The 18,672-nt window shown below is 68.1% G+C and carries 16 protein-coding genes; 8 read left to right on the top strand and 8 right to left on the bottom strand.

Going from position 1 to position 18,672, the window contains the following annotated elements:
- A partial coding sequence (locus tag HUW62_RS24725; RefSeq protein WP_255203623.1) for a hypothetical protein occupies positions 1-985 on the top strand: 985 nt, incomplete at its 5' end.
- An 81-nt stretch (positions 986-1,066) separates the two neighbouring features.
- Here HUW62_RS24725 and HUW62_RS24720 read toward each other — a convergent pair.
- Together HUW62_RS24720 and HUW62_RS48950 are read right to left on the bottom strand one after the other, a co-directional pair.
- Positions 1,067-2,842, bottom strand: a complete 1,776-nt coding sequence (locus tag HUW62_RS24720) for an invertase recombinase-like protein (RefSeq protein ID WP_368670477.1) — start codon at positions 2,840-2,842, stop codon at positions 1,067-1,069.
- A 144-nt stretch (positions 2,843-2,986) separates the two neighbouring features.
- Positions 2,987-3,121 (bottom strand): hypothetical protein, encoded by a 135-nt coding sequence (locus HUW62_RS48950; RefSeq protein ID WP_255203622.1) that lies wholly within the window; start codon positions 3,119-3,121, stop codon positions 2,987-2,989.
- A gap of 93 nt (positions 3,122-3,214) precedes the next feature.
- Here HUW62_RS48950 and HUW62_RS24715 point away from each other — a divergent pair, with 93 nt between their 5' ends.
- A complete protein-coding gene (locus HUW62_RS24715) occupies positions 3,215-3,781 on the top strand; it encodes a hypothetical protein (protein WP_176435796.1) in 567 nt (188 codons plus the stop codon).
- A 152-nt stretch (positions 3,782-3,933) separates the two neighbouring features.
- A complete protein-coding gene (locus tag HUW62_RS24710) occupies positions 3,934-6,393 on the top strand; it encodes an ABC transporter permease (RefSeq protein WP_176435795.1) in 2,460 nt (819 codons plus the stop codon).
- 97 nt (positions 6,394-6,490) lie between these two features.
- Here the strand turns inward: HUW62_RS24710 and HUW62_RS24705 are convergent, their stop codons facing one another.
- Positions 6,491-7,792: a hypothetical protein gene (locus HUW62_RS24705; protein WP_176435794.1), complete on the bottom strand. Its 1,302-nt coding sequence runs from the start codon at positions 7,790-7,792 to the stop codon at positions 6,491-6,493.
- Positions 7,793-8,216: 424 nt separating this feature from the next.
- Here HUW62_RS24705 and HUW62_RS24700 point away from each other — a divergent pair, with 424 nt between their 5' ends.
- The 3 genes from HUW62_RS24700 to HUW62_RS24690 all read left to right on the top strand — a co-directional run bounded on the left by HUW62_RS24700 (position 8,217) and on the right by HUW62_RS24690 (position 10,745).
- Entirely contained in the window at positions 8,217-9,050 is an 834-nt protein-coding gene (locus HUW62_RS24700; protein WP_176435793.1) for a TrmB family transcriptional regulator, read from the top strand.
- The gene (locus HUW62_RS24695; RefSeq protein WP_255203621.1) at positions 9,047-10,231 is read left to right on the top strand and encodes a retropepsin-like aspartic protease; all 1,185 of its coding nucleotides are present in this window, start codon (positions 9,047-9,049) and stop codon (positions 10,229-10,231) included. The genes HUW62_RS24700 and HUW62_RS24695 overlap by 4 nt, the downstream gene beginning before the upstream one ends.
- 238 nt (positions 10,232-10,469) lie before the next feature.
- Positions 10,470-10,745, top strand: a complete 276-nt coding sequence (locus HUW62_RS24690; RefSeq protein WP_176435792.1) for a hypothetical protein — start codon at positions 10,470-10,472, stop codon at positions 10,743-10,745.
- Between the two features lie 140 nt (positions 10,746-10,885).
- Here the strand turns inward: HUW62_RS24690 and HUW62_RS24685 are convergent, their stop codons facing one another.
- Positions 10,886-11,953, bottom strand: coding sequence for a hypothetical protein (locus HUW62_RS24685; RefSeq protein WP_255203620.1), 1,068 nt, complete (start codon positions 11,951-11,953; stop codon positions 10,886-10,888).
- A gap of 290 nt (positions 11,954-12,243) precedes the next feature.
- Here HUW62_RS24685 and HUW62_RS24680 point away from each other — a divergent pair, with 290 nt between their 5' ends.
- A complete protein-coding gene (locus tag HUW62_RS24680; RefSeq protein WP_176435791.1) occupies positions 12,244-13,326 on the top strand; it encodes a helix-turn-helix transcriptional regulator in 1,083 nt (360 codons plus the stop codon).
- Between the two features lie 49 nt (positions 13,327-13,375).
- Here the strand turns inward: HUW62_RS24680 and HUW62_RS24675 are convergent, their stop codons facing one another.
- The 4 genes from HUW62_RS24675 to HUW62_RS24660 form a co-directional block, all read right to left on the bottom strand.
- Positions 13,376-13,636, bottom strand: a complete 261-nt coding sequence (locus tag HUW62_RS24675; protein WP_176435790.1) for a DUF3892 domain-containing protein — start codon at positions 13,634-13,636, stop codon at positions 13,376-13,378.
- Between the two features lie 179 nt (positions 13,637-13,815).
- Positions 13,816-14,382, bottom strand: coding sequence for a hypothetical protein (locus HUW62_RS24670; RefSeq protein WP_176435789.1), 567 nt, complete (start codon positions 14,380-14,382; stop codon positions 13,816-13,818).
- 445 nt (positions 14,383-14,827) lie between these two features.
- Positions 14,828-15,769 (bottom strand): DUF808 domain-containing protein, encoded by a 942-nt coding sequence (locus HUW62_RS24665; RefSeq protein WP_163868751.1) that lies wholly within the window; start codon positions 15,767-15,769, stop codon positions 14,828-14,830.
- A 215-nt stretch (positions 15,770-15,984) separates the two neighbouring features.
- Positions 15,985-16,380 (bottom strand): heme-binding protein, encoded by a 396-nt coding sequence (locus HUW62_RS24660; protein ID WP_163868752.1) that lies wholly within the window; start codon positions 16,378-16,380, stop codon positions 15,985-15,987.
- A 998-nt stretch (positions 16,381-17,378) separates the two neighbouring features.
- Between HUW62_RS24660 and cml the strand changes: the two genes are divergently transcribed.
- Positions 17,379-18,614, top strand: a complete 1,236-nt coding sequence (gene cml / locus HUW62_RS24655) for a CmlA/FloR family chloramphenicol efflux MFS transporter (RefSeq protein WP_368670476.1) — start codon at positions 17,379-17,381, stop codon at positions 18,612-18,614.
- The last annotated feature ends 58 nt before the right edge of the window (positions 18,615-18,672 follow it).

The following is an 18,672-nucleotide window of genomic DNA, read 5'->3' as shown; positions in this document are numbered from 1 at the left end:
CTCCAGCCCTGCTTCCTCCTCCAGCGCGGCGACCCCCGACAAGAAGGGCAACGTCCTCGACAAGGTCCAGCCGGAGACGAAGTGGAACCAGCAGTGGGGCCAGGACATCTTCCTGGACCCCAGCAAGGGCGACAAGGCGGCCGACAGCGCGGCGCGGAAGGACGGGCGCCAGGTCACCCAGGGCAACACCGGCCCTGGCCAGGTGGCGGGCAACGAGAGCGGCAACTACGTCGGCTGGCAGAAGGACGTGGCGGAGTTCAAGACGGGCACGGGCTTCAACCAGGACGGGACGGGCGCGCAGTTCGAGGCGAGCGCGGCCGAAATCCAGGGCGACGCGTCCTACCGCATCCTCCCGTGGGAGGTGGGCGCCCGGGCCGGTGGTGAGGCCAACCTCGTCAGCCTGCGCGGCGACGCCGGCTACGGCAAGGACCTGAAGGACATCCAGGGCCTGGATAAGATTGACGGCAAGGTCTACGGCGGCGTGCACGGAGAGGTGCTGGTGGGCGCCAACGCGGACGCCAAGGCCAAGGCCGACCTGAACCTCAAGGACGGCGACATCGGCCTGGAGGCGGGTGCCGGAGCGCTGGTCGGCGCCGAGGCGAGCGCGACGGCCCGCGGTGAGCTCGGCCCCGTGCAGGGCTCCGTGACGGGCAGCGCCATCGCCGGCGTGGGCGCGGCGATTGACGGCAAGGTGGCCTTCGAGGACGGCAAGCTGACCATCGGCGGCAAGGCCAAGGCGGCGCTGGGCGTGGGCCTGGGTATCGGCACCTCGTACACCATCGACTTCAACAAGCTGAAGAACACGGTCGACAACGTCACCAACGGCAAGGCCTCCGAGGTCGTCAAGGAGGCCACGAACAAGGTCGCCGAGGGCGCCAAGGACGTGACGGAGAAGGTCGCCGAGGGTGCCAAGGACGTGACGGAGAAGGTCGCCGAGGGCGCCAAGGACGTCGGCAACAGCATCAAGGGCTTCTTCGGCTTCTGAGCGCGAAGCACCCCTGACGAGCGAAGGGGCGAGAGCCGTTCGCGGCCCTCGCCCCTTCTTGTTCAAGGACTCCGAGCGACGCTAGTCCTTCGTGCAGACGACGTCGTCGACCTGGAGGTGGTCGCGGTCGGCTTCACTGCGGCTCGGGTAGAAGAACAGGCGCCAGTCGCGCACGTTGCCGGTGAAGCGGAAGAACACCGGCTGCCACTCGTCGCTGTCGATGACGAGGAAGTCTGTCTGCGGGCTCCAACCGCCGCTCGAATAGCTCCGGTGGCGGAGGGTGCCGTGGCCACGCACCCGGTACGAGCAGGACCAGGTGCCGCTCGGCACGTTGAACTTCTCCGTGGAGAAGCGCTCGGCGACCTCGATGGGGACGACGAACTGCATCGCCGCCGTGCCGCCGTGCACCGCGTTCGTGTAGCGCACCAGGCGCGAGGCTTTGATTTCCGTGCCCGGGTCCGCGACGCCGTTGTCGATGCCGTACCAGTAGTCAGGGATGAGGTGGTTGCCCTGATAGGGAATGGAATAGATGTTCCAGGACTCGAAGCCACCGTTGCGGACGATGTTCGCGGGGTGGTCCGCGGCGACGCAGCGGCGAGTGGCCGGGTCGCAGGCGGGCAAGGCTCCGAGGCAGTCGAAGGTCGTGAAGCAGGCCCCGGCGGCCAGCTCACACGCGCCCGTCGTGGGATTGCAGGTCGTCGCGGGGTTGCTGCACACGACACCGGCGCAAGGGTCACCCGGGATGCAGCGGTGCGTGGGGGTATTGCAGACCGGCGTCTGCGGAGTGCTCGCGCAATCGGCGTGACGGACGCAGCGCTCCTCGGCGACGACACACGTGTGGGCGTCATCGCAGGCCTCCCACTCGTTGCAGTCCCCGCCGATGTCGCAGCGACCGGAGAGCGGCTCGCAGGTCGCGGTGGCGTTCTCGCAACGCTCCCACGACTCGCAGCTGACCAGGTCACACGGCTCGGCGGCCCGCATGCAGCGCACGTCGTCGATGATGACGTGGTCCCCGCTCGTATTCCGCACGCTGAAGATGAGCTCGAACGTGTCGAAGACGTCGGCGGCCAGATTGAAGTTGTACGCCACCTGGGTCCACGCCGAGCCGCTGACCGAGGTGTAGGACGAGTACGACGAGTAGTCGTCGTCGAAGAAGGCATTCCGGACGTCGCCCGTGCCCCGCGCCTGGTAGGTGCAGGAGTAGCGACCGGCGGACATCGACTTCGCCAGCGTCGTGAACCGCCGGTGCGTGGCCGAGGCGTTGGTCAACCGGACCGCATTCACACCCTCGAAGGCATTCGTCGTCACCTTCTGCACGGAGCCGGACTCGATGTTCGACTTGCTGCCGAACCACTGCTCCGGAAGCGCTGCGGGCCACTCCTCGAAGCCCCAGTTGTCGATGACGCTCACGACGGGAGGCTCACCTGCGTCCGGAATCCCGCTGTCCGGCGTCTCAGAACCCGCGTCGGGCGTCTCCGCACCCGCGTCCGTCGCTCCTCCGCCGGAGTCAGGAGTCTCAGAACCCGCGTCGGGCGTCTCGGAACCTGAGTCCTGCGTTCCGCCACCGGCATCGGGCGTCTCGGAACCCGCGTCGGGCGTCTCCTGGCCCGCATCCGGAGTCCCACCACCCGAGTCAGGCGTTTCCGCTCCCGCGTCGGGCGTACCAGTTCCCGAGTCCGGCGTCTCCTCACCTGCGTCGGGCGTACCGCCTCCCGAGTCCGGCGTCTCCTCACCCGAATCCGGAGTTCCGCCTCCCGAGTCCGGCGTCTCCTCGCCCGAGTCCGGAGTTCCGCCTCCCGCGTCCGGCGTCTGGCCTCCCGCGTCCGGCCGGGCGCCTCCCGCATCGGGAAGCACCACAGGGTCCGGATCGCCATCACCACAGGCGACCATCAACACAACCAACGCAGTCAGGCACCCTCGAAACAACGTCACAGCGAGCCTCCGGCTTCAGCAATTTTCCTCTCGTACCACAATTTTCGGACGACCTGGGTAGAGCCAGGGTCACAAGGAGCGAAGCCGTGGCGGGTTCTCGATTCGGAAGAATTCGCCGAGACCGGCGGTGCCACTGGCCAGGGCGTGGCCGCCGACGTCCACGGCGGGGACATCGCCAATCGCGCGCACCGAGGCTCCAATCATGGACAGACGCATTCCCATCCGAAACAAAATCAAGGACAATCCTGGCAGGCATTGGCGTCGGGCCATTCCGCACAGACACATCAGGAGAAGTCCATGACAAGGAACACGATGCGTTTCCTGGCGGGTTCGCTGCTGTTCCTCACGCCGTTGAGCGCGCTCGCCGGACCGGTGGTCGATTTCGGGTTCCCCGACCTGCTCTCCCACCGTGACGAATACGTCAGCGTCAGCGAGGGCGGCACCCAGATTCCTCCGCTGCGGGAGGGGACCGGTGGTCGGCTCATCGGACCGGCGCTGGAGAACTTCTTCGTCGTCAACCAGACCGGTCTCAGCGTCTACCTCGGCATCGGGACCCTGACCGGGACACTGAACGGCGTGTACAATCCCTACCCCGTGCCCACCGCCGGCGTTGGCGGCTTCCAGGTCAGCGCCCCTGCCCCCAGCGTGGCGGCTCCGGTCATCCAGCAGTACTACTGGACGGTCGACCCGGCAAATCCGGCGGGCGCGAAGACATGCATCTGGAGGGTGGAGGTCAGCGACGTCGGCGGTAGCTGCGCGGCAGTGGTGTACCGCGCCTCCTACGGCGGCGCCGTTTGCGTCCTGTCATTTCCCGGCATCGACCCGACCACGTGCGAGTTGCAACTCGTCACCCGAATCCAGTGAACCGTGTCGAGCGCGGCCAGGGGCCGACCGTGATGCCGGTCCCTTTTATTTCTGCCATCCCTCACGCCCGGACCCGGCGCCGCAATCGTTCGGTGACAGGGCCGTAGTCCCCCGCGAGCCAGCCCCCCCTCTGGCTCCAGGAGACTTCCCCCGTGGACACCACTCTGAGCGGATTGCGTCAGGCCCTGCGCTCACTGCGCCGCAGCCCCGGCTTCACTCTCAGTTGCGTCCTGATGCTGGCGGCGGGCATCGGGGCGAGCACCGCGCTCTTCAGCGTGGTGGAGGGGGTGCTGCTGCGCCCCCTGCCCTATCCTCACCCCGAGCGCCTCGTGCAGCTATCGGAGCTGGCGGCCAATGGCCACGCGATGCGGTTCTCGGACCCCAACTTCGAGGACGTCCGGACCCAGAGTCACACCGTCACCGCCCTGGCCCAGGTGTCGGGAGCGGCGAGCGTCGCCGTCACCGGCACGGACGAGCCGACCTTCGCCACCATGGCGCTCGCCTCGCGCGACTTCTTCCGCGCCTTCGCGATTCAACCGGTGCAAGGCCGCCTGTTCGCCGAGGAAGAACAGCAGGCGGGCGGCCCCCCCGTGGTCGTCGTGAGCCAGACATTCTGGAAGCGACACCTGGGCGCAAGGCCCCTGCCCATGTCGGACACCCTCACCTTCGAGGGACGCGCCTACACCGTGGTGGGGGTGATGCCCGAGTCCTTCGACTACCCGGTGGGCACGCAGCTGTGGATTCCGCGCGAGCTGGAGGCCCTCCTGCCCAGCCGGACCGCGCACAACTGGTCGGTGGTGGGAAGGCTGGCGGACGGCGTCAACCCACAAGCCGCGCGAGCGGAGCTCACGGCCATCGCACGGGAGCTCAAGGCCCGGTACGGCCGGGACACCGGGATGCAAGACATCGCCCTGGTGCCATTGCATGAGAGCCTGGTGGGACATGCCCAGCGCACGCTCTATGTACTGCTCGGCGCCGCGGCCGTCCTGCTGCTGGTGGCGGGAGCCAACGTCACCAACCTGCTGCTCGCCCGAGCCGCGACCCACCGGCGCGAGCTCGCTGTCCGCGTGGCCCTGGGCGCGGGCCCCGGCGCATTGGCGCGACGGTACCTCACCGAGTCACTGCTGCTGTCGCTGACGGGTGGCGCGCTGGGCACCCTGCTCGCCGACTGGAGCGTGCGCGCACTGCTCGCGGCGGAACCGGGCAACCTGCCGCGCGTGGGCGAGGTGTCGGTGAATGGCACGGCGCTCCTCTTCGCACTCGGGCTCTCGCTGCTTCTCGCGCTGGGACTCGGGCTGGTGACGGCGCTGCGCGCGGCGCGCCAGAGCCCATGGGCCACGCTGGTGCAGGCGGGGCAGACGCAGGCCGGAGGAGGCGCGGCGGAGCGCACACGCCGGGCCCTGGTCGTCGGCCAGCTCGCGCTCGCGCTGGTGCTGCTGATGGGGGCGGCGCTGCTCGGGCGGAGCCTGATGCGCCTGCTCTCCCTGGACCCGGGCTACCGCACCGAGAACGTCGCGGTGCTCAGCCTGGTGCTGCCCCCGGCCGAGGACGATGCGGGGTGGCAACACAACCTGCGACTCCAGGAGGACCTCCTCGCACGGCTGGGCGCGCTGTCCGGTGTGCGCGCGGTGGGCGCCACGAGCAGCTTCCCGCTCGAGGGAAGTCCCGCGGGGGACGGCACCTTCCTCGTGCTCAACCGCCCCGACGAAGTCAGGAACTTCGATGACTTCGGACGGCTGGCGCACGAGCCCGAGCGCGCGGGCGCCGCCGAGTACCGCGTGGCCAGCGAGGGCTACTTCCACGCGCTCGACATTCCGCTCGTGCGCGGGCGCCTCTTCGACGCGCGCGACACCTCCGAGTCCCCCCACGTGGCCGTCATCAGCGAGTCGCTCGCGAAGGCCCGCTGGCCCCAAGAGGACCCGCTGGGCAAGCTCATCCAGTTCGGCAACATGGACGGCGACCTGCGCCCCTTCACCATCGTCGGCGTGGTGGCCGACGTGCGCGAGCAGCAGTTGGATGAAGCGCCGAAGCCCATGTTCTACGGCTGCTCCCGGCAGCGGCCACGGGCCTCCTCCCGCTTCCACATCGCCGTGTATGGCCCGGTGGGCTCCACGACCCTGGTCACCGAGGCGCGGGCGGTGCTTCGCGAACTCGCCCCCGAGCTCCCCGCGCGCCTTCGCACGGTGGAGAGCCTGCTCTCGGACTCCCTCGCGTCCAGGCGCTTCAGCCTCCTGTTGCTGGGGGCCTTCGGCGCGGTGGCGCTGCTGCTCTCCGTCGCGGGCCTCGCGGCCGTCGTGTCGTACGCGGTGGCACAGCGCACCCAGGAGTTCGGCATCCGCTTCGCCCTGGGGGCGACGGCGGGGGACGTGCTGCGGCTGGTACTCCGGCAAGCGGCGCTGCTCGCGGGGCTCGGCGTGGTGCTCGGCGTGCTGGGAGCCGTGGGACTCAGCCGGGTGCTCGCGGGCTTCGTGTACGGTGTGAGCACCACGGACCCGCTCGTCTTCGCCTCGGTGGCGCTCCTCCTGCTCGGCGTGGCACTCCTCGCCAGCTGGCTGCCGGCCCGGCGCGCCTCGCGGGTGGACCCGATGACGGCGCTGCGCTCGGAGGGCTGAGCCGCGTCCAGGTGCCGCCCCCGACGACCAACGCCCGGGCCCCTCCTTCAGGGACCCGGGCGTCAGCGCCAGCACCTTCAACTCCGCTCCGACAGACTCAATAACAGAGGTAGTTGTCGTTCCAGCCGTGAGCGGAATCCGCGGGCTCGTTCCACGCGACACAGGTCTTCCCGGAGATGGGGCCCGCGCTGGACCACTGGAAGTTGAGCAGACTGAGGTTGGGCACACAGACGTAGTTGTCGTTCCAGGTGTTGGGGTCGCCAGGCTCATTCACGGACGTGCACCGCATGCCGGCGATGGGCCCCCCGAAGCTGAACTGCACGTTTTCGTTCGTCTCGGAGCACAGGTAGTTGTCGCGCCAGGCAGCGGAGTCGGACGGCTCGTCGACGGAGATGCAGGTGGTGCCGGCAATCTTCCCCGAGGGGGAGAACGCGAACCGCTGCGTGTAGCACAGGTAGTTGTTGTTCCAGGAGTCGGGGTCCGCCGGCTCATTCCACTGCGTGCAGCGCATCAGGGGAACCGGAATCAACGACGACCAGACGAAGTTCAGCGGGCTGTGGTTGGGCACGCAGAGGTAGTTGTCATTCCAGCCGTTGGCGTCGAAGGGCTCGTTGATGAGCGTGCAGCGCTGGCCAGCGAGGGTGCCCGCATAGGACCAGCTCACTCCTTCGATACCCGCGGTGCAGAGGTAGTTGTCATGCCAGCCATGCGGGTCACCCGGCTCGTTGACCAGGGTGCACGAGGGGAACGTGTAACCCTGGTATTGGAACTCCACGGGCGTCACGCCATACACCTGGCGCAGGCCCTGGACGTCCAGGGCGCTCAAGGTCGGCCGGCCCCAGAGGGCGCAGTAGTTCATGGTCGAGCTGGGGTCATACCCGGTGATGATCTGCCCATTCGGCTGCTGGACGATGGTGTTGTTGCAGTAGCCCGGCGTGTTGGGAAGATTGCCCGGATGGTCCTGCTCGTGCCAGAAGCCGAGGGCGTGGCCGAACTCGTGCAAGGATGTGCCGCGAATACAGTATTCGCGGTCATCGCCTGGATACGCCGCGTCATCCACGCCGTCGTTGCAGACGTGGCTCCAGGTGGCGAAGTTGAAGTTGAGCCACATGCTGGGGTTGTTGCCCGTGCGGCCGACGTAGGAGCGAGGGCCGCTCTCATCCACCTGGATGCGGATGGCCTGGGCGGGGGTACTCCCATCACAGGCGCCCCAGCCCGTGAAACGCACACTGCTGTTCGTGTCCCACTGGGCCTCGACAATCTGCCTCACCCACGTCTTCTCCGAGTTCCAGCCCGCGGTGGTCCAACAAACGGGTACATCGGTGAAGCCCGCGGCGCTCGTGGGCCAGTAGCCGGCGGGATAGCCGTAGAGCTCATCCTTCCGTGAATCCGAGACCACGACCTCCAGGTCCGGGATGGACCTGGCTGCGGGCTCGCAAGCCATGAGGAAAAGGGAGAGCACCCCAAGGACCTGGGTCAGCCCAATGACACGCCTGTCGTTTTTCATGAATCCCCCCGCGAGTGACTTCTTCACTGCGAGCCAATCTCTAACACAAGCAAGACACAAACCCAAGCAGGAGACCCATCATCGCCCGGAGACGGAATTATCGAACGGCAACACCACTCCGTGCCACGCGAAAGACACACAGGCAATCCAGAGTTCAGCTCTCTCTCGGGATTCAAGACGCGGTGCGCTCGGAATGAAGGCGAAGCGGGATTGCCTTGAATTGATGTCAACGCCTCGGGCTCCGTGCTGCGGGCTTCCCCCCCGCACCAGCGCTTCCGGCTTGACCATTATTACCCCCGGGTAATAACAAGCTCCCATGGACGCGGATGAAGGGCTCGTGGCCCTGGGGTTCACCGAAGTCGAGGCGCGGGTGTACTGCGAGCTGCTCAAGGGGGCGCCGGCCACCGGGTACCGGCTCGCGCAGGCGCTGGGGAAGGCGCCTCCGAGCATCTACCAGGCGCTCGCCTCGCTGGAGCACAAGGGGGCGGTGCTCGTCGAGGAGGGCGAGCCCCGCGCCTTCCGGCCCGTGCCTCCGGACGAGGTGGTGGCCGCGCTCCAGCGGGGCTTCGAGACGCGCAGCCGCGAGGCCGCGAACGCGCTGCGCAAGCTCCACGCTCCGGCGCAGGACGACCGCATCTACCATCTCAAGAGCACCGCGCAGGTGATGGAGCGCGCCCGGGTGATGATTGCCGGCGCCACCGAGCGGCTGCTCTTCGACCTCTTCCCTCCGCCCTTCGGTGCCCTCGCCCCCACGCTCACCGAGGCGAGCACCCGGGGCGTGGCCATCGCGGGGCTCGTCTACGACAAGACGCCCAAGGTGCCCTTCGACTGCGTGCGCTCGTCCGACGCGGACTTCGTGCGGGAGCGCTGGCCCGGCGCGCAGCTCACGCTCGTGGTCGATGCCCGCGAGTTCCTGGTGGCACTGCTCACCCCGGATGGCACCGGCGTCAAGCAGGCCATCTGGAGCGACAGCACCTATCTCTCCTGCCTGCAGCACAGTGGGCTGTCCGCGGAGGTCCGGCTGAGCGCGCCAACGCCCATGCGCGCGCGGCTGTCGCGGGCCATCTCCCTCATCGGCTCGAGCCCGCCCGGGCTGCGCCAGCTCGTCGGACAGTCCCCTACCCCCTCCAAGCGTGGAGCCCTTCCATGAGAGTCCTCCTCACAGTCCTGATGGCCCTGGCCCTCCTGCTCGTCCCCACCGCATCCAAGGCGGACGCACTGGACTCGCTCCTCGCCCGGCACCTCGCCTGGCGCGGCGGGGACGCGTTCACCCGCCTGGAGAGCATCCACGTCAAGGGGAAGACCTCGACGGGCGGCCTCCAGGGCTCGATGGAGTCCTGGAGCCATCGGGACGGACGGTTCCGCGGGGATGCGGACTACGGCGTGGTGCGGGAATCGATGGCCATCACCTCCGAGGGCGGCTGGAAGCTGAACCCCAGCGGCCAGGTCGAAGACGCCTCGCCCACCGACGCGCGCGATGCGCGGCACCGCGTGGCGCTCGACTTCGGAACAGCGCTGCGAGGCAGTTCCGGCGCGAAGCTCGTCCCACAACCCGATGCGCCACGGGACGGCCGCACCTGGAAGGTCGTGCGCATCACCTTCGGCGACGAGGACCTCTATGATGTGTTCCTCGACGAGGCCAGCGGGGCCCTCCACGGCTTTCGCATCCGCGAGGACAACGTCACCCGCTTCGTGCGGCTGGGAGACTGGCGGCAGGTGCAGGGCGTGCGCATGCCCTTCCTGGAGGAGGAGCTCACCGACAACCCGGACTCCGACGCGCGGACAGTGGTGGAGACGCTGGAGCTGAACGTGCCCCTCGCTCCCGCCGTCTTCGAACGGCCCGAGGACGTCCGCAAGGCGACCTTCGCGAAGGGCCGCCATGGCACCGGCTTCATCCCCTTCGAGTTCTTCAACGAGAACCGCGTCTACATCCCGGCCCAGGTGAACGGCCGGGCGACGCAGGTGCTGCTCGACAGCGGCGCCGCGATGACGGTGGTCGACACGGTGTACGCGCGCGAGCTGGGGCTGAAGACGCAGGGACAAATCGCGGCGGTCGGCAGCGGCGGACAGGCGCCGGCCCAGTTCGCCGGCGGCGTGGACATCACCCTGGGCGAGCTGCGACTGACGGGGCTGACGGTCGCCGTCATTGACCTGGCCGATGTCGCGCGGCAGATAGGCCATCCGCTGCCCGTCATCCTGGGCAAGGAAGCCTTCAACCAGCTCGTCGTGGACGGGGCAGACGGTGGTGCTCACGCTGAAGGATGGAAGCAAGCGCCGGCTCACCCTGCGCGACTACTACTAGGGAGGGTGAAAGTCTGGGTTGCCGCCTGAGCGAACCCAGGCCGAGCGTGACCACTGCCAGCGAGGCCAACCGCGCGAATCTATTCATATCACCCCCTGGAGGCGGGAAGTCGCGCCCCGTTTGGGGAAAACCAGACACTCCTCCTCGGACAGCCTGGACGACGCCCCTGGCCGGACAGCGTCCTGGCGAGGATTGACAGCCCATTCAGCGCAAAACTAGCGTCAATCCGTCTCACCTCTCACGACAACACAGACCATTGAGGCTTGCATGCAACTGCGAATCGTATTGGACGGGCTGCTCTCCATCGCGCTGCTGTCGACGGGCTGCGGCACCATCCCGGAAGATGCCCTGGCGGAGCAGGAACTCAGCCAGACGGAGCAGTCGGCCGAGGCCTGTCCCGGTGGCTACACGCAAGGTTCCTATTGGAGCTGCGCGCAGGTCTGTGGACTTGGGTGGGGGAACTTCGAGCGCTTCTACTGCACCAACGGGGTGGACTACTACGAGACGGGCACGGGCCCCGTGCGCTGCGGCGACTGCTTCTGACCCGGGGGGCCTCCCGACTCCGGCGCCCGGCTGGCGAAGGACCTCCGCCAGCCGGAGCCGGACTGACAGTCCCCAGGGCTCGCCGCCAGCCGCCGTCGCCCGAACCCCACGGGCGACGACGGCGTCCGTTGGGCGCGTCGCTACTCGAACAGGGAGAGCTGCCCCAGTGAGCGCAGCTGGCCCGTCGTCTCCCTCGGGGTGGCGCGCACGCGGACTTGCGACACGGGAGTCGTGCCCGTGAGGTCCACCTCCATGAAGGGCCGCACGCCGGCACCGGCGAGCAGGTTGGCCAGGGGCAGCCACTGGGCGCCGTCGGCGCTCCCCTCCAGCACCAGCTCCGTCATGACACCCGACGCCTCGAAGTTGCGAAGCACCGCCTTGCGCGGCACCGCGGAGCGCGAGAGCTGCACGGAGACCTCTCGGACTCCCGACTGGAAGAGCACGAGCCCATCGAGGTCACCGTTGGTGATGCGGCAGGGCGTGTCGGAGCTCACGTAGGTGCACGCCGCGCCACGGCTCACCGGGACGAGGGCCCGACGGGGCACGGCGACGTCATCACTGGAGTAGGAGAGGCCGACCGTCACGTCCCCCACCTTCGCCTGCCGGTCCACGCTGACGAACGCCTTGAGTCCCTGCGCGTCCTCGAGGACGTAGTCACTGAGCCGCACGGGCGAGGAGGCCGGGGTCACCTTCCAGGCCACCTCGATGCTCGAAGGGCCGACAGACAGCACGTGCTCATCATTCCCGGCGCCGTGGGTGGCGGACAGGGACCTGAAGCCCACGCTCACCCCCTGCGCCTCCTCGGTGGCCGTCAGCGCGCCGTTCCACTCCTGGAAGGTGGGCAGCGCCACCTTCGACTCCTGGATGAGGAAGTAGGCGGAGAGGCTCCTTCCCTGGGGCTGCATGGGCGAGCGGGCGACGAAGCAGCGCGCGATGCTCCCGGTGCGGGTGTCGGCCCCCAGCAGGTCGAGCTCGAAGGTGCCATCGGCGCGAGTCTTGACCGACTTCCAGCTCGCCGTGAAGGCCGCGAATGCGCACGAGGAGTTCTCGCTGCGGTAGAGCTTCAACTGCGCTTCCGGGAGCGGCGCGCCCGCCTCATCAATGAGTCTGCCGCTCAGGACGATGTCCTGCCCGCTCTCCACCTTGCTCTCGGTACAGCCGCCGACCATCGCCAGTACACCCACCGCCAACGTGCGCATCCATCGCATGGGAACCTCCCCCTTCAGTGAGCCGGGCCGGCAGTGCAAAATCGGTGCACCGCCCCGCCCCCTCTGAGGCTGGCCACCCGGGTGCGCCAGAAGATGACGGGGTCGTCATGGCGCGGCCTCTACGCGGGTGCCACCGCCGCTTCGCGGTGCCGATGACGCGGCCATGAGTCAAGCCCGGAGCGTACCCCCGGCGGGGGAGGGACAGCCTTCGCGCTCGCGCCTATTGATTGGCGGACCACCCTCAGGGCCCCGCAAGGCGGCCCGCCCCGCCAGGAAGGACGCACTCGCCGATGAACTTCAGCGCACACGCATGGGTCCTCAGGGAAAGGGTCATCGAGGCGCTCAACAGCTCCTTGTCCCTCCCCAAGGCCCTCGAGGCCGCTCGGGGCCCCCTCCTCGAGTTCACCCCCGCCGACTACATGGGCCTGTGCCTCATCACGCTCGGCACCACCGTCGACTTCCAATGGCTCGTCCCCGGCCACCGCCTCGCCCTCCTGGATGAGTATCCCAAGTGGGTCGACCACGACTTCGTGCGGCCCCCCATCTTCGCGCGGCCCAACGAGGTCCTCCGGGATTCGGACATGCTCACCCGCCGGGAGCTGGAGCACAGCGCGCTGTACCAGCGCAGCCGCGAGTTGGATTTGAGCCTGGAGCACGTCATGGCCGTCCTGCTCCCCGCGAACGCCAACCTGCTCGGGGCCTTCACCCTCTATCGGGACCGACGACTCGCCTTCTCGGAGGAGGACGCCGCCCGCTTGTCGAGCCTCACGCGCCACCTGCTGAACGCGATACGCAACTGCCGCGACATGCAGGTGGCCACGTCCAGCGCGAACCTGCTGGAGGAGCTCTACAGCCATCCCGACTCCGCCTACCTCATCGCGGCGCCTCCCACGCGCGAGGTGCTGCGCTCGCCACGCGCCGCCGCGATGCTGGAGCGGTGGTACACCCGCTCGGAGCTGCACTCCTCGGGAATCCCCGCCGTCCTCATGGAACGACTGACGGCGTTGACCCGCATGGACGCGGATGCGCGACTCCAGAACAACGTCTGGGTCTCCCTCCACGCCGATGACTACCGGGTCGTCCGCTTCATCGAGCTGCCCGAAGCCGAGGGACCTCGCCAGTGGGCCCTCGTCCTGCACGAGATTCCCCTGTCGATTCCCCTCCCCGAGGGGATGAAGAAGGAGCTCACCCGCCGCGAAATCGAAGTCGCCATGGGCCTGCTCAGGAACTGGTCCAACGAGCAGATCTCCGGCGAGCTCGTCATCACGGTGCAGACCGTCAAGACGCACGTGCGGTCCATCTTCGAGAAACTCGGCGTCGACAGCCGCGCGGATCTCCTCTACCAGGCCGCGCACCTCAACAAGCCTGTCTGACTCGCGCCATCGGGGCCGTGCGTGTCGGCACACCACCACGGGCGCCTGACTAGAACCGGGGCAGCTCGAGCAGGTTGTCGGTCAGGATGCCGTTCGCCTTGGCCCGCAGGTGGGGCCGCGCGGCATCCACCACGGCCACCTTCACGTCCGTGGACCAGACGCGCACCCGTGCATCTCCGCCGGCCTGGACCCACCGGACCAGCTCCGCGTGGCTGCTCTCGCCCGTCCCAGCCTCTTCCCTCCAGCGAAGGCGTGAGATGTGCTCGTGAAGCGCACCGCCCTCGAGCTGGATTTCGGTGATGTAGCGCATGAAGTCGCCTCCCAGTCCAGATGCCACGATTGGAATGGGAGGATTGCCTCACGCGGACAACCCCGTCTCTACCACCCGGGAGGTATAACGACCGGCGTCACACCCCCAGGTCAATCACTTGCAGCGACAAGACACCGCCAGGGGCCTCATGCAAGGCTCCTGGCGGCGCAAGGCTCGAACTACTGCATGATCGTGACGATCTGCGCGTAGCACGTCGTCGGGTTGATGAAGGAGTTGACCGCGTCGAGCGTGCAGATCGCACCGCCGATGGTGCCGAAGAACACCTGCGCCGTGCAGCTCCCGGCGGTGTCGGTGACCACCGCCTGCCAGATACACGTCTTCCCGGCTCCCGGATTCGCCGCGTTGGACGTCCAGTAGTACTGCTGGGTGACCGTCGGCGCGGGGGCGGGAGCGGCGACCTGGTACCCACACAAGCTGCCCAGGGCCGGGGGGCAGGGGTAGGGATTGTAGACGCCGTTCAGCGTACCCGTGAGGACCTGGATGCCCAGGCTGAGGGTGAGGCCGGTGTTGTTGAAGACGAGCAGATCTTCGTTCGCCGCCGCGACGGAATTGCCACCGGCACCTTCGCGCACGGGGACCTGAACACCCTCGGGGCGGAGGCTGACGTACTCGGTACGCTCGGCGAGCAGGTCAGGGAACCCGTGCTCCACCTGTCCGGCGAGGGCGATGGACGGGATGAGAGACAGCAGCGAGCCAGCCAGGAAGCGCTTCACGTTCCTCGTCATGGACTTCTCCTGTGTTGTTTGTGCGGGGTGGCCGAAGCCAATGCCTTACTAGCACCGCTCTTGATTCAATTACAAATCAAAACAAGCAACTCCAGTATGCGTGAAGCTTTGTGCCCCGAACGTGTCACTTCATGTTTTCAAATGTCAAACTAAGGGGTTCCCACGGGGCGGCAAAGACATACGTCGCGACAATCAAAGAGACAAGTGGGCTGACCCCATCGGAGTTCCCTGATGTCGAAGCCGCCCCGGGCGGAGGAGAACAGCAGGCTCAAGAAGCTGCCGGCGGAGCGGAAACGGGTCCACGCGCCAGCGGCGGGAAAGCTCCGCGAGAAATATCGAGCGTCACCGCCCGGAGGCCACCCACGGGGCGGCTCACTCCAGGAGCGCCAGGGGGAGAGACTCGCGAGTGGCGAGTCCCTCGACCGCGCTGGCGCTCGAACTCGCGCTACTTCTTCGCGCCCCGCCCCTTCACCAGCTTCTGGCCCAGGGTGAAGAGCAGCACCGTCACGGCGCCCGCGCCCAGCCCCACCGCCGCGTTGAGCAGCATGGGGGCAAGCCCGCCCAGGATGCTTCCCACGCCCGGCACGCCCGCGGCCCACTTCGTGAGGGACTCCTCCGCGTGATGCAGGCTGGAGACGCCGTGCACGAGGATGCCGCCGCCCACCAGGAACATGGCCGCCGTCCCCGCCACGGAGAGGAACTTCATCAGCCACGGTGCCGAGCGGAGGATGCCCGCGCCCAGGCTTCGCTGGAAGGACCCGGCCTGACGGCTGAGATACAGCCCCGCGTCGTCCAGCTTCACGATGCCCGCCACGAGCCCGTACACGCCCACCGTCATGATGAGGGCGATTCCCACCAGGACCGAGACGCGGGTGGCGAAGCCCACCGTCGCCACGGTGCCCAATGTAATCGCGATGATTTCCGCGGAGAGGATGAAGTCGGTGCGCACCGCGCCCTTGATCTTGTCCTTCTCCAACGCCACCAGGTCCACGTTCGGGTTCGCCACCGCCTCGCGCAGCTCCTCGCGGTGCGCGTTGTCCTCCTCCTCGCCGTGCAGGAACTTGTGAGCGAGCTTCTCGAACCCCTCGAAGCAGAGGAAGGCGCCGCCCACCATCAGCAGCGGAGTCACCAGCCAGGGCGCCAGCGCGCTGATGGCCAGCGCCGCGGGGACGAGGATGGCCTTGTTGACCAGTGAGCCCTTCGCCACCGCCCACACCACCGGCAGCTCGCGGTCCGCGTTGACGCCCGTCACCTGCTGCGCGTTGAGCGCCAGGTCGTCTCCGAGCACGCCCGCCGTCTTCTTCGCCGCCACCTTCGTCAGGATGGAGACGTCATCCAGGATGGTCGCGATGTCGTCGAGGAGCGCAATCAGGCTGCTGCCTGCCATGGAGGTCTTTCCGGCTGGAGGGGTGGGACGTCGTCGCCTTGCGGCCCGCCCGAATTAGCACAGGGGGAAGGGCGGGGCACGGCTTCGCTGCATGCCCGCCCCCTCCAGCACGTCCAGTGTCAGAAGAACCGGAAGGCCCCTCCTCGCCAGCCTGGCCGCGCCACGTCTTTCCCGGGGCGGCCAGCCCCACCCCCTGGCGGGTCGTCCGTGCCGATTCAGAAGGCGGCCGCGCCCGCGGTGGCGACGGCATGGTCCTGGTCGCCGGAGCCACCGCTGACGCCGACGGCGCCCACGACCTTCCCGTTCTTCTTCAGCGGGACACCGCCCGCGAAGATCATCACCTGCCCGTGGTTGGACGCGTGGATGCCGTAGAACGGACCTCCCGGCTGGGAGGCCTTCGCCAGGTCCTGCGTGGAGATGTCGAAGGCGCGCGACGTGAAGGCCTTCTTGATGGAGATGTCGATGCTGCCCAGCCACGCCCCGTCCATGCGCACGTGAGCGACCAGGTTGCCGCCCTCGTCCGCGACGGCGATGTTCATGGGCTGGCCCAGCTCCTGGGCCTTCTTCTCTGCTGCGGCGATGATGCGACGCGCGTCTTCCAGACGGACCATGACAACTCCTGTGTGGGGTTGGAGGCGCGCACGACGCCTCCGTCGCCAATGGAAGACAAGAGGTCGACGGGAGGTTGTTCCGCCAGGTGACGGTTGTCCCGCCGCCGGTCCTCGGAGGCCCTCGCCCACCGCGGGCGGGAGACATCAAATCCGCCGCGCGTTGTAGTCCGCGGCCTACAGGTCGGGGTGGGGCATACCTCGCCCTTTCGCGCCTTTGCGCGCAGGCCCGGACCTTGCCCCTGGGGACGTCAAGAGTTCCCCCCTCCCTGGAGCCCCTCAAGGTGGTGGACCTCGGCATCTCCAAGATGAACCTGCCGGAGGGAGAGCAGCTCACCGCGACGGGCGCCATCCTGGGCGCCACGGACTACATGGCGCCGGAGAGAGCGGTGTTCGTCGGGGTCGGACTCGACGTGCGATGGTATTCGGTGGGTCGAGCGCGAGAAGGAGGGCACTTGCACGAAAGACACGGAGTGTTCGCTCGGGTATCGCTGCGTGAAGACCGAGCCCATCAGAGGTAAAGACTCCCCAGGGAGTGCCGGGCCGTGAAGGCGCTGGGAGAGGCCTGTGAGCCGGGCGCCGGGCCATCTCGAGCCTTGTGGCAAGCGCCCTGGCGTGGGGGAGTAAGTCGACTGTCTGGAGTCCCGGTGCGACGGCTCCGTGTGTCAGGACCCCGTCCTCACAGAAGGAGTGTGCGGGGAGAGCAGGGACTGCGGTCCAACCAGGACCTGCTGGGACCACGAGTGCATCAACCCGTGGTGTGGTGGTTGAGCCCCGGCTGGGTGATTGAGCAGCACAGCCCTGGTTGCTATACCCGCCCCCGGCCTTCGTGAGCAGACACGACGCCCGCAGGAGCCAGCCGGATGGGAACAGCCGAATCAGCAGATGAGTGAGCCGCGGCGACACGTCAACCGTTGCCGCGGCCCTCTGCACCAGCTCATCCCGGTACCCGTGGAGAGGCAGAGCGCCGCCAGATGTTCCTCATTTGTGCGGATGCAATCGTGCCTGACTACAAAACCCTGTCGTGGAAGCACTCCGTGCCAGCAGCGCTGTGGCTGATGGCCCCCTTCGATCTCCTGGCCTCGTTGGCCATGGACATCTACCTGCCCGTGGTTCCGGCGATGACCGGAATCCTCGACACCTCCCCCGCCGTCATCCAGCTCACGCTGAGCCTCTACATGGCCGTGCTCGGGCTCGGGCAGATGGTGTTCGGCCCGGTGTCGGACCGCATCGGCCGGCGTCGAGTCCTCCTCGGAGGCGCGCTGTTGTTCGCGACCGCCTCGTTCCTGCTCGCGGGCACCTCCGATGCCGCGACGTTCGTCGGCCTCCGGCTCCTGCAGGCCATGGGAGCATCCGCGGCCCTCGTCGCCACGTTCGCGACCGTCCGTGATGTCTATGCGGACCGGCCCGAAAGCACGGTCATCTACAGCCTGTTCAGCGCCATGCTGGCCTTCGTCCCCGCGCTCGGGCCCATCGCCGGGGCCCTGCTCGCGAAGCACCTCGGATGGAGAGCCATCTTCGTCACGCTCGGCATCCTGGCGACGGCGGCACTGCTGAATGCCTGGCCGAGATGGCACGAGACGCGCCCATCCGGCGGGGCATACCAGCGCGTGGCGTTCCAGCCCATCCTGCGCAGCGCCGCGTTCTGGACGTACACCCTGGGCTTCAGCGCGGCCATGGGCTCGTTCTTCGTCTTCTTCTCCACGGCGCCCCGGGTCCTCATCGGGCAGGCCGGCTTCTCCGAGCTCGGCTTCAGCCTGGCCTTCGCCACCGCCGCGCTCGCGATGATTCTCACGACACGCTTCGCGAAGCGCTTCGTGGCCTCCTGGGGACTCGCGGGAAGCCTCACCCGGGGCATGCTCCTGTTGTTGCTCGGCGCGGTGTTGCTGGCCGCCGGGCAGCGCCTCGCGCCGCCGTCACTCTGGACCTTCGTCGCGCCGATGTGGGTCATCGCGGCCGGTATCGTGTTCGCCGCCTCCGTCACCGCCAATGGCGCGCTCCAGGCCTTCGGCGCCATGGCGGGAACAGCGGTCGCGCTCTACTTCTGCATCCAGGGCCCCATCGTCGGCGTCCTCGGTACGCTGATGGTCGTCACGCTCGATGGTGACACCGCGTGGCCCCTCGTGGGTTACGCCTCGCTCATGGCCGTGGTGACGTTGACCTCCTTGCGGTACCTCCAACGCCGTCAACACGTCGCGGAGGACCCCGTGTCGGTGAAGAGGCCCGACGCCACCTAGGCCCGGACAGCTCCTGCTCGTCGAGAATCTCCGCGCCGCGAGGGCACACTCTCGCGGC

It is taken from the genome of Myxococcus sp. AM011 (assembly GCF_013372595.1).
GTDB lineage: Bacteria > Myxococcota > Myxococcia > Myxococcales > Myxococcaceae > Myxococcus > Myxococcus eversor.
This window is presented reverse-complemented; position numbering and strand designations above follow the sequence as displayed.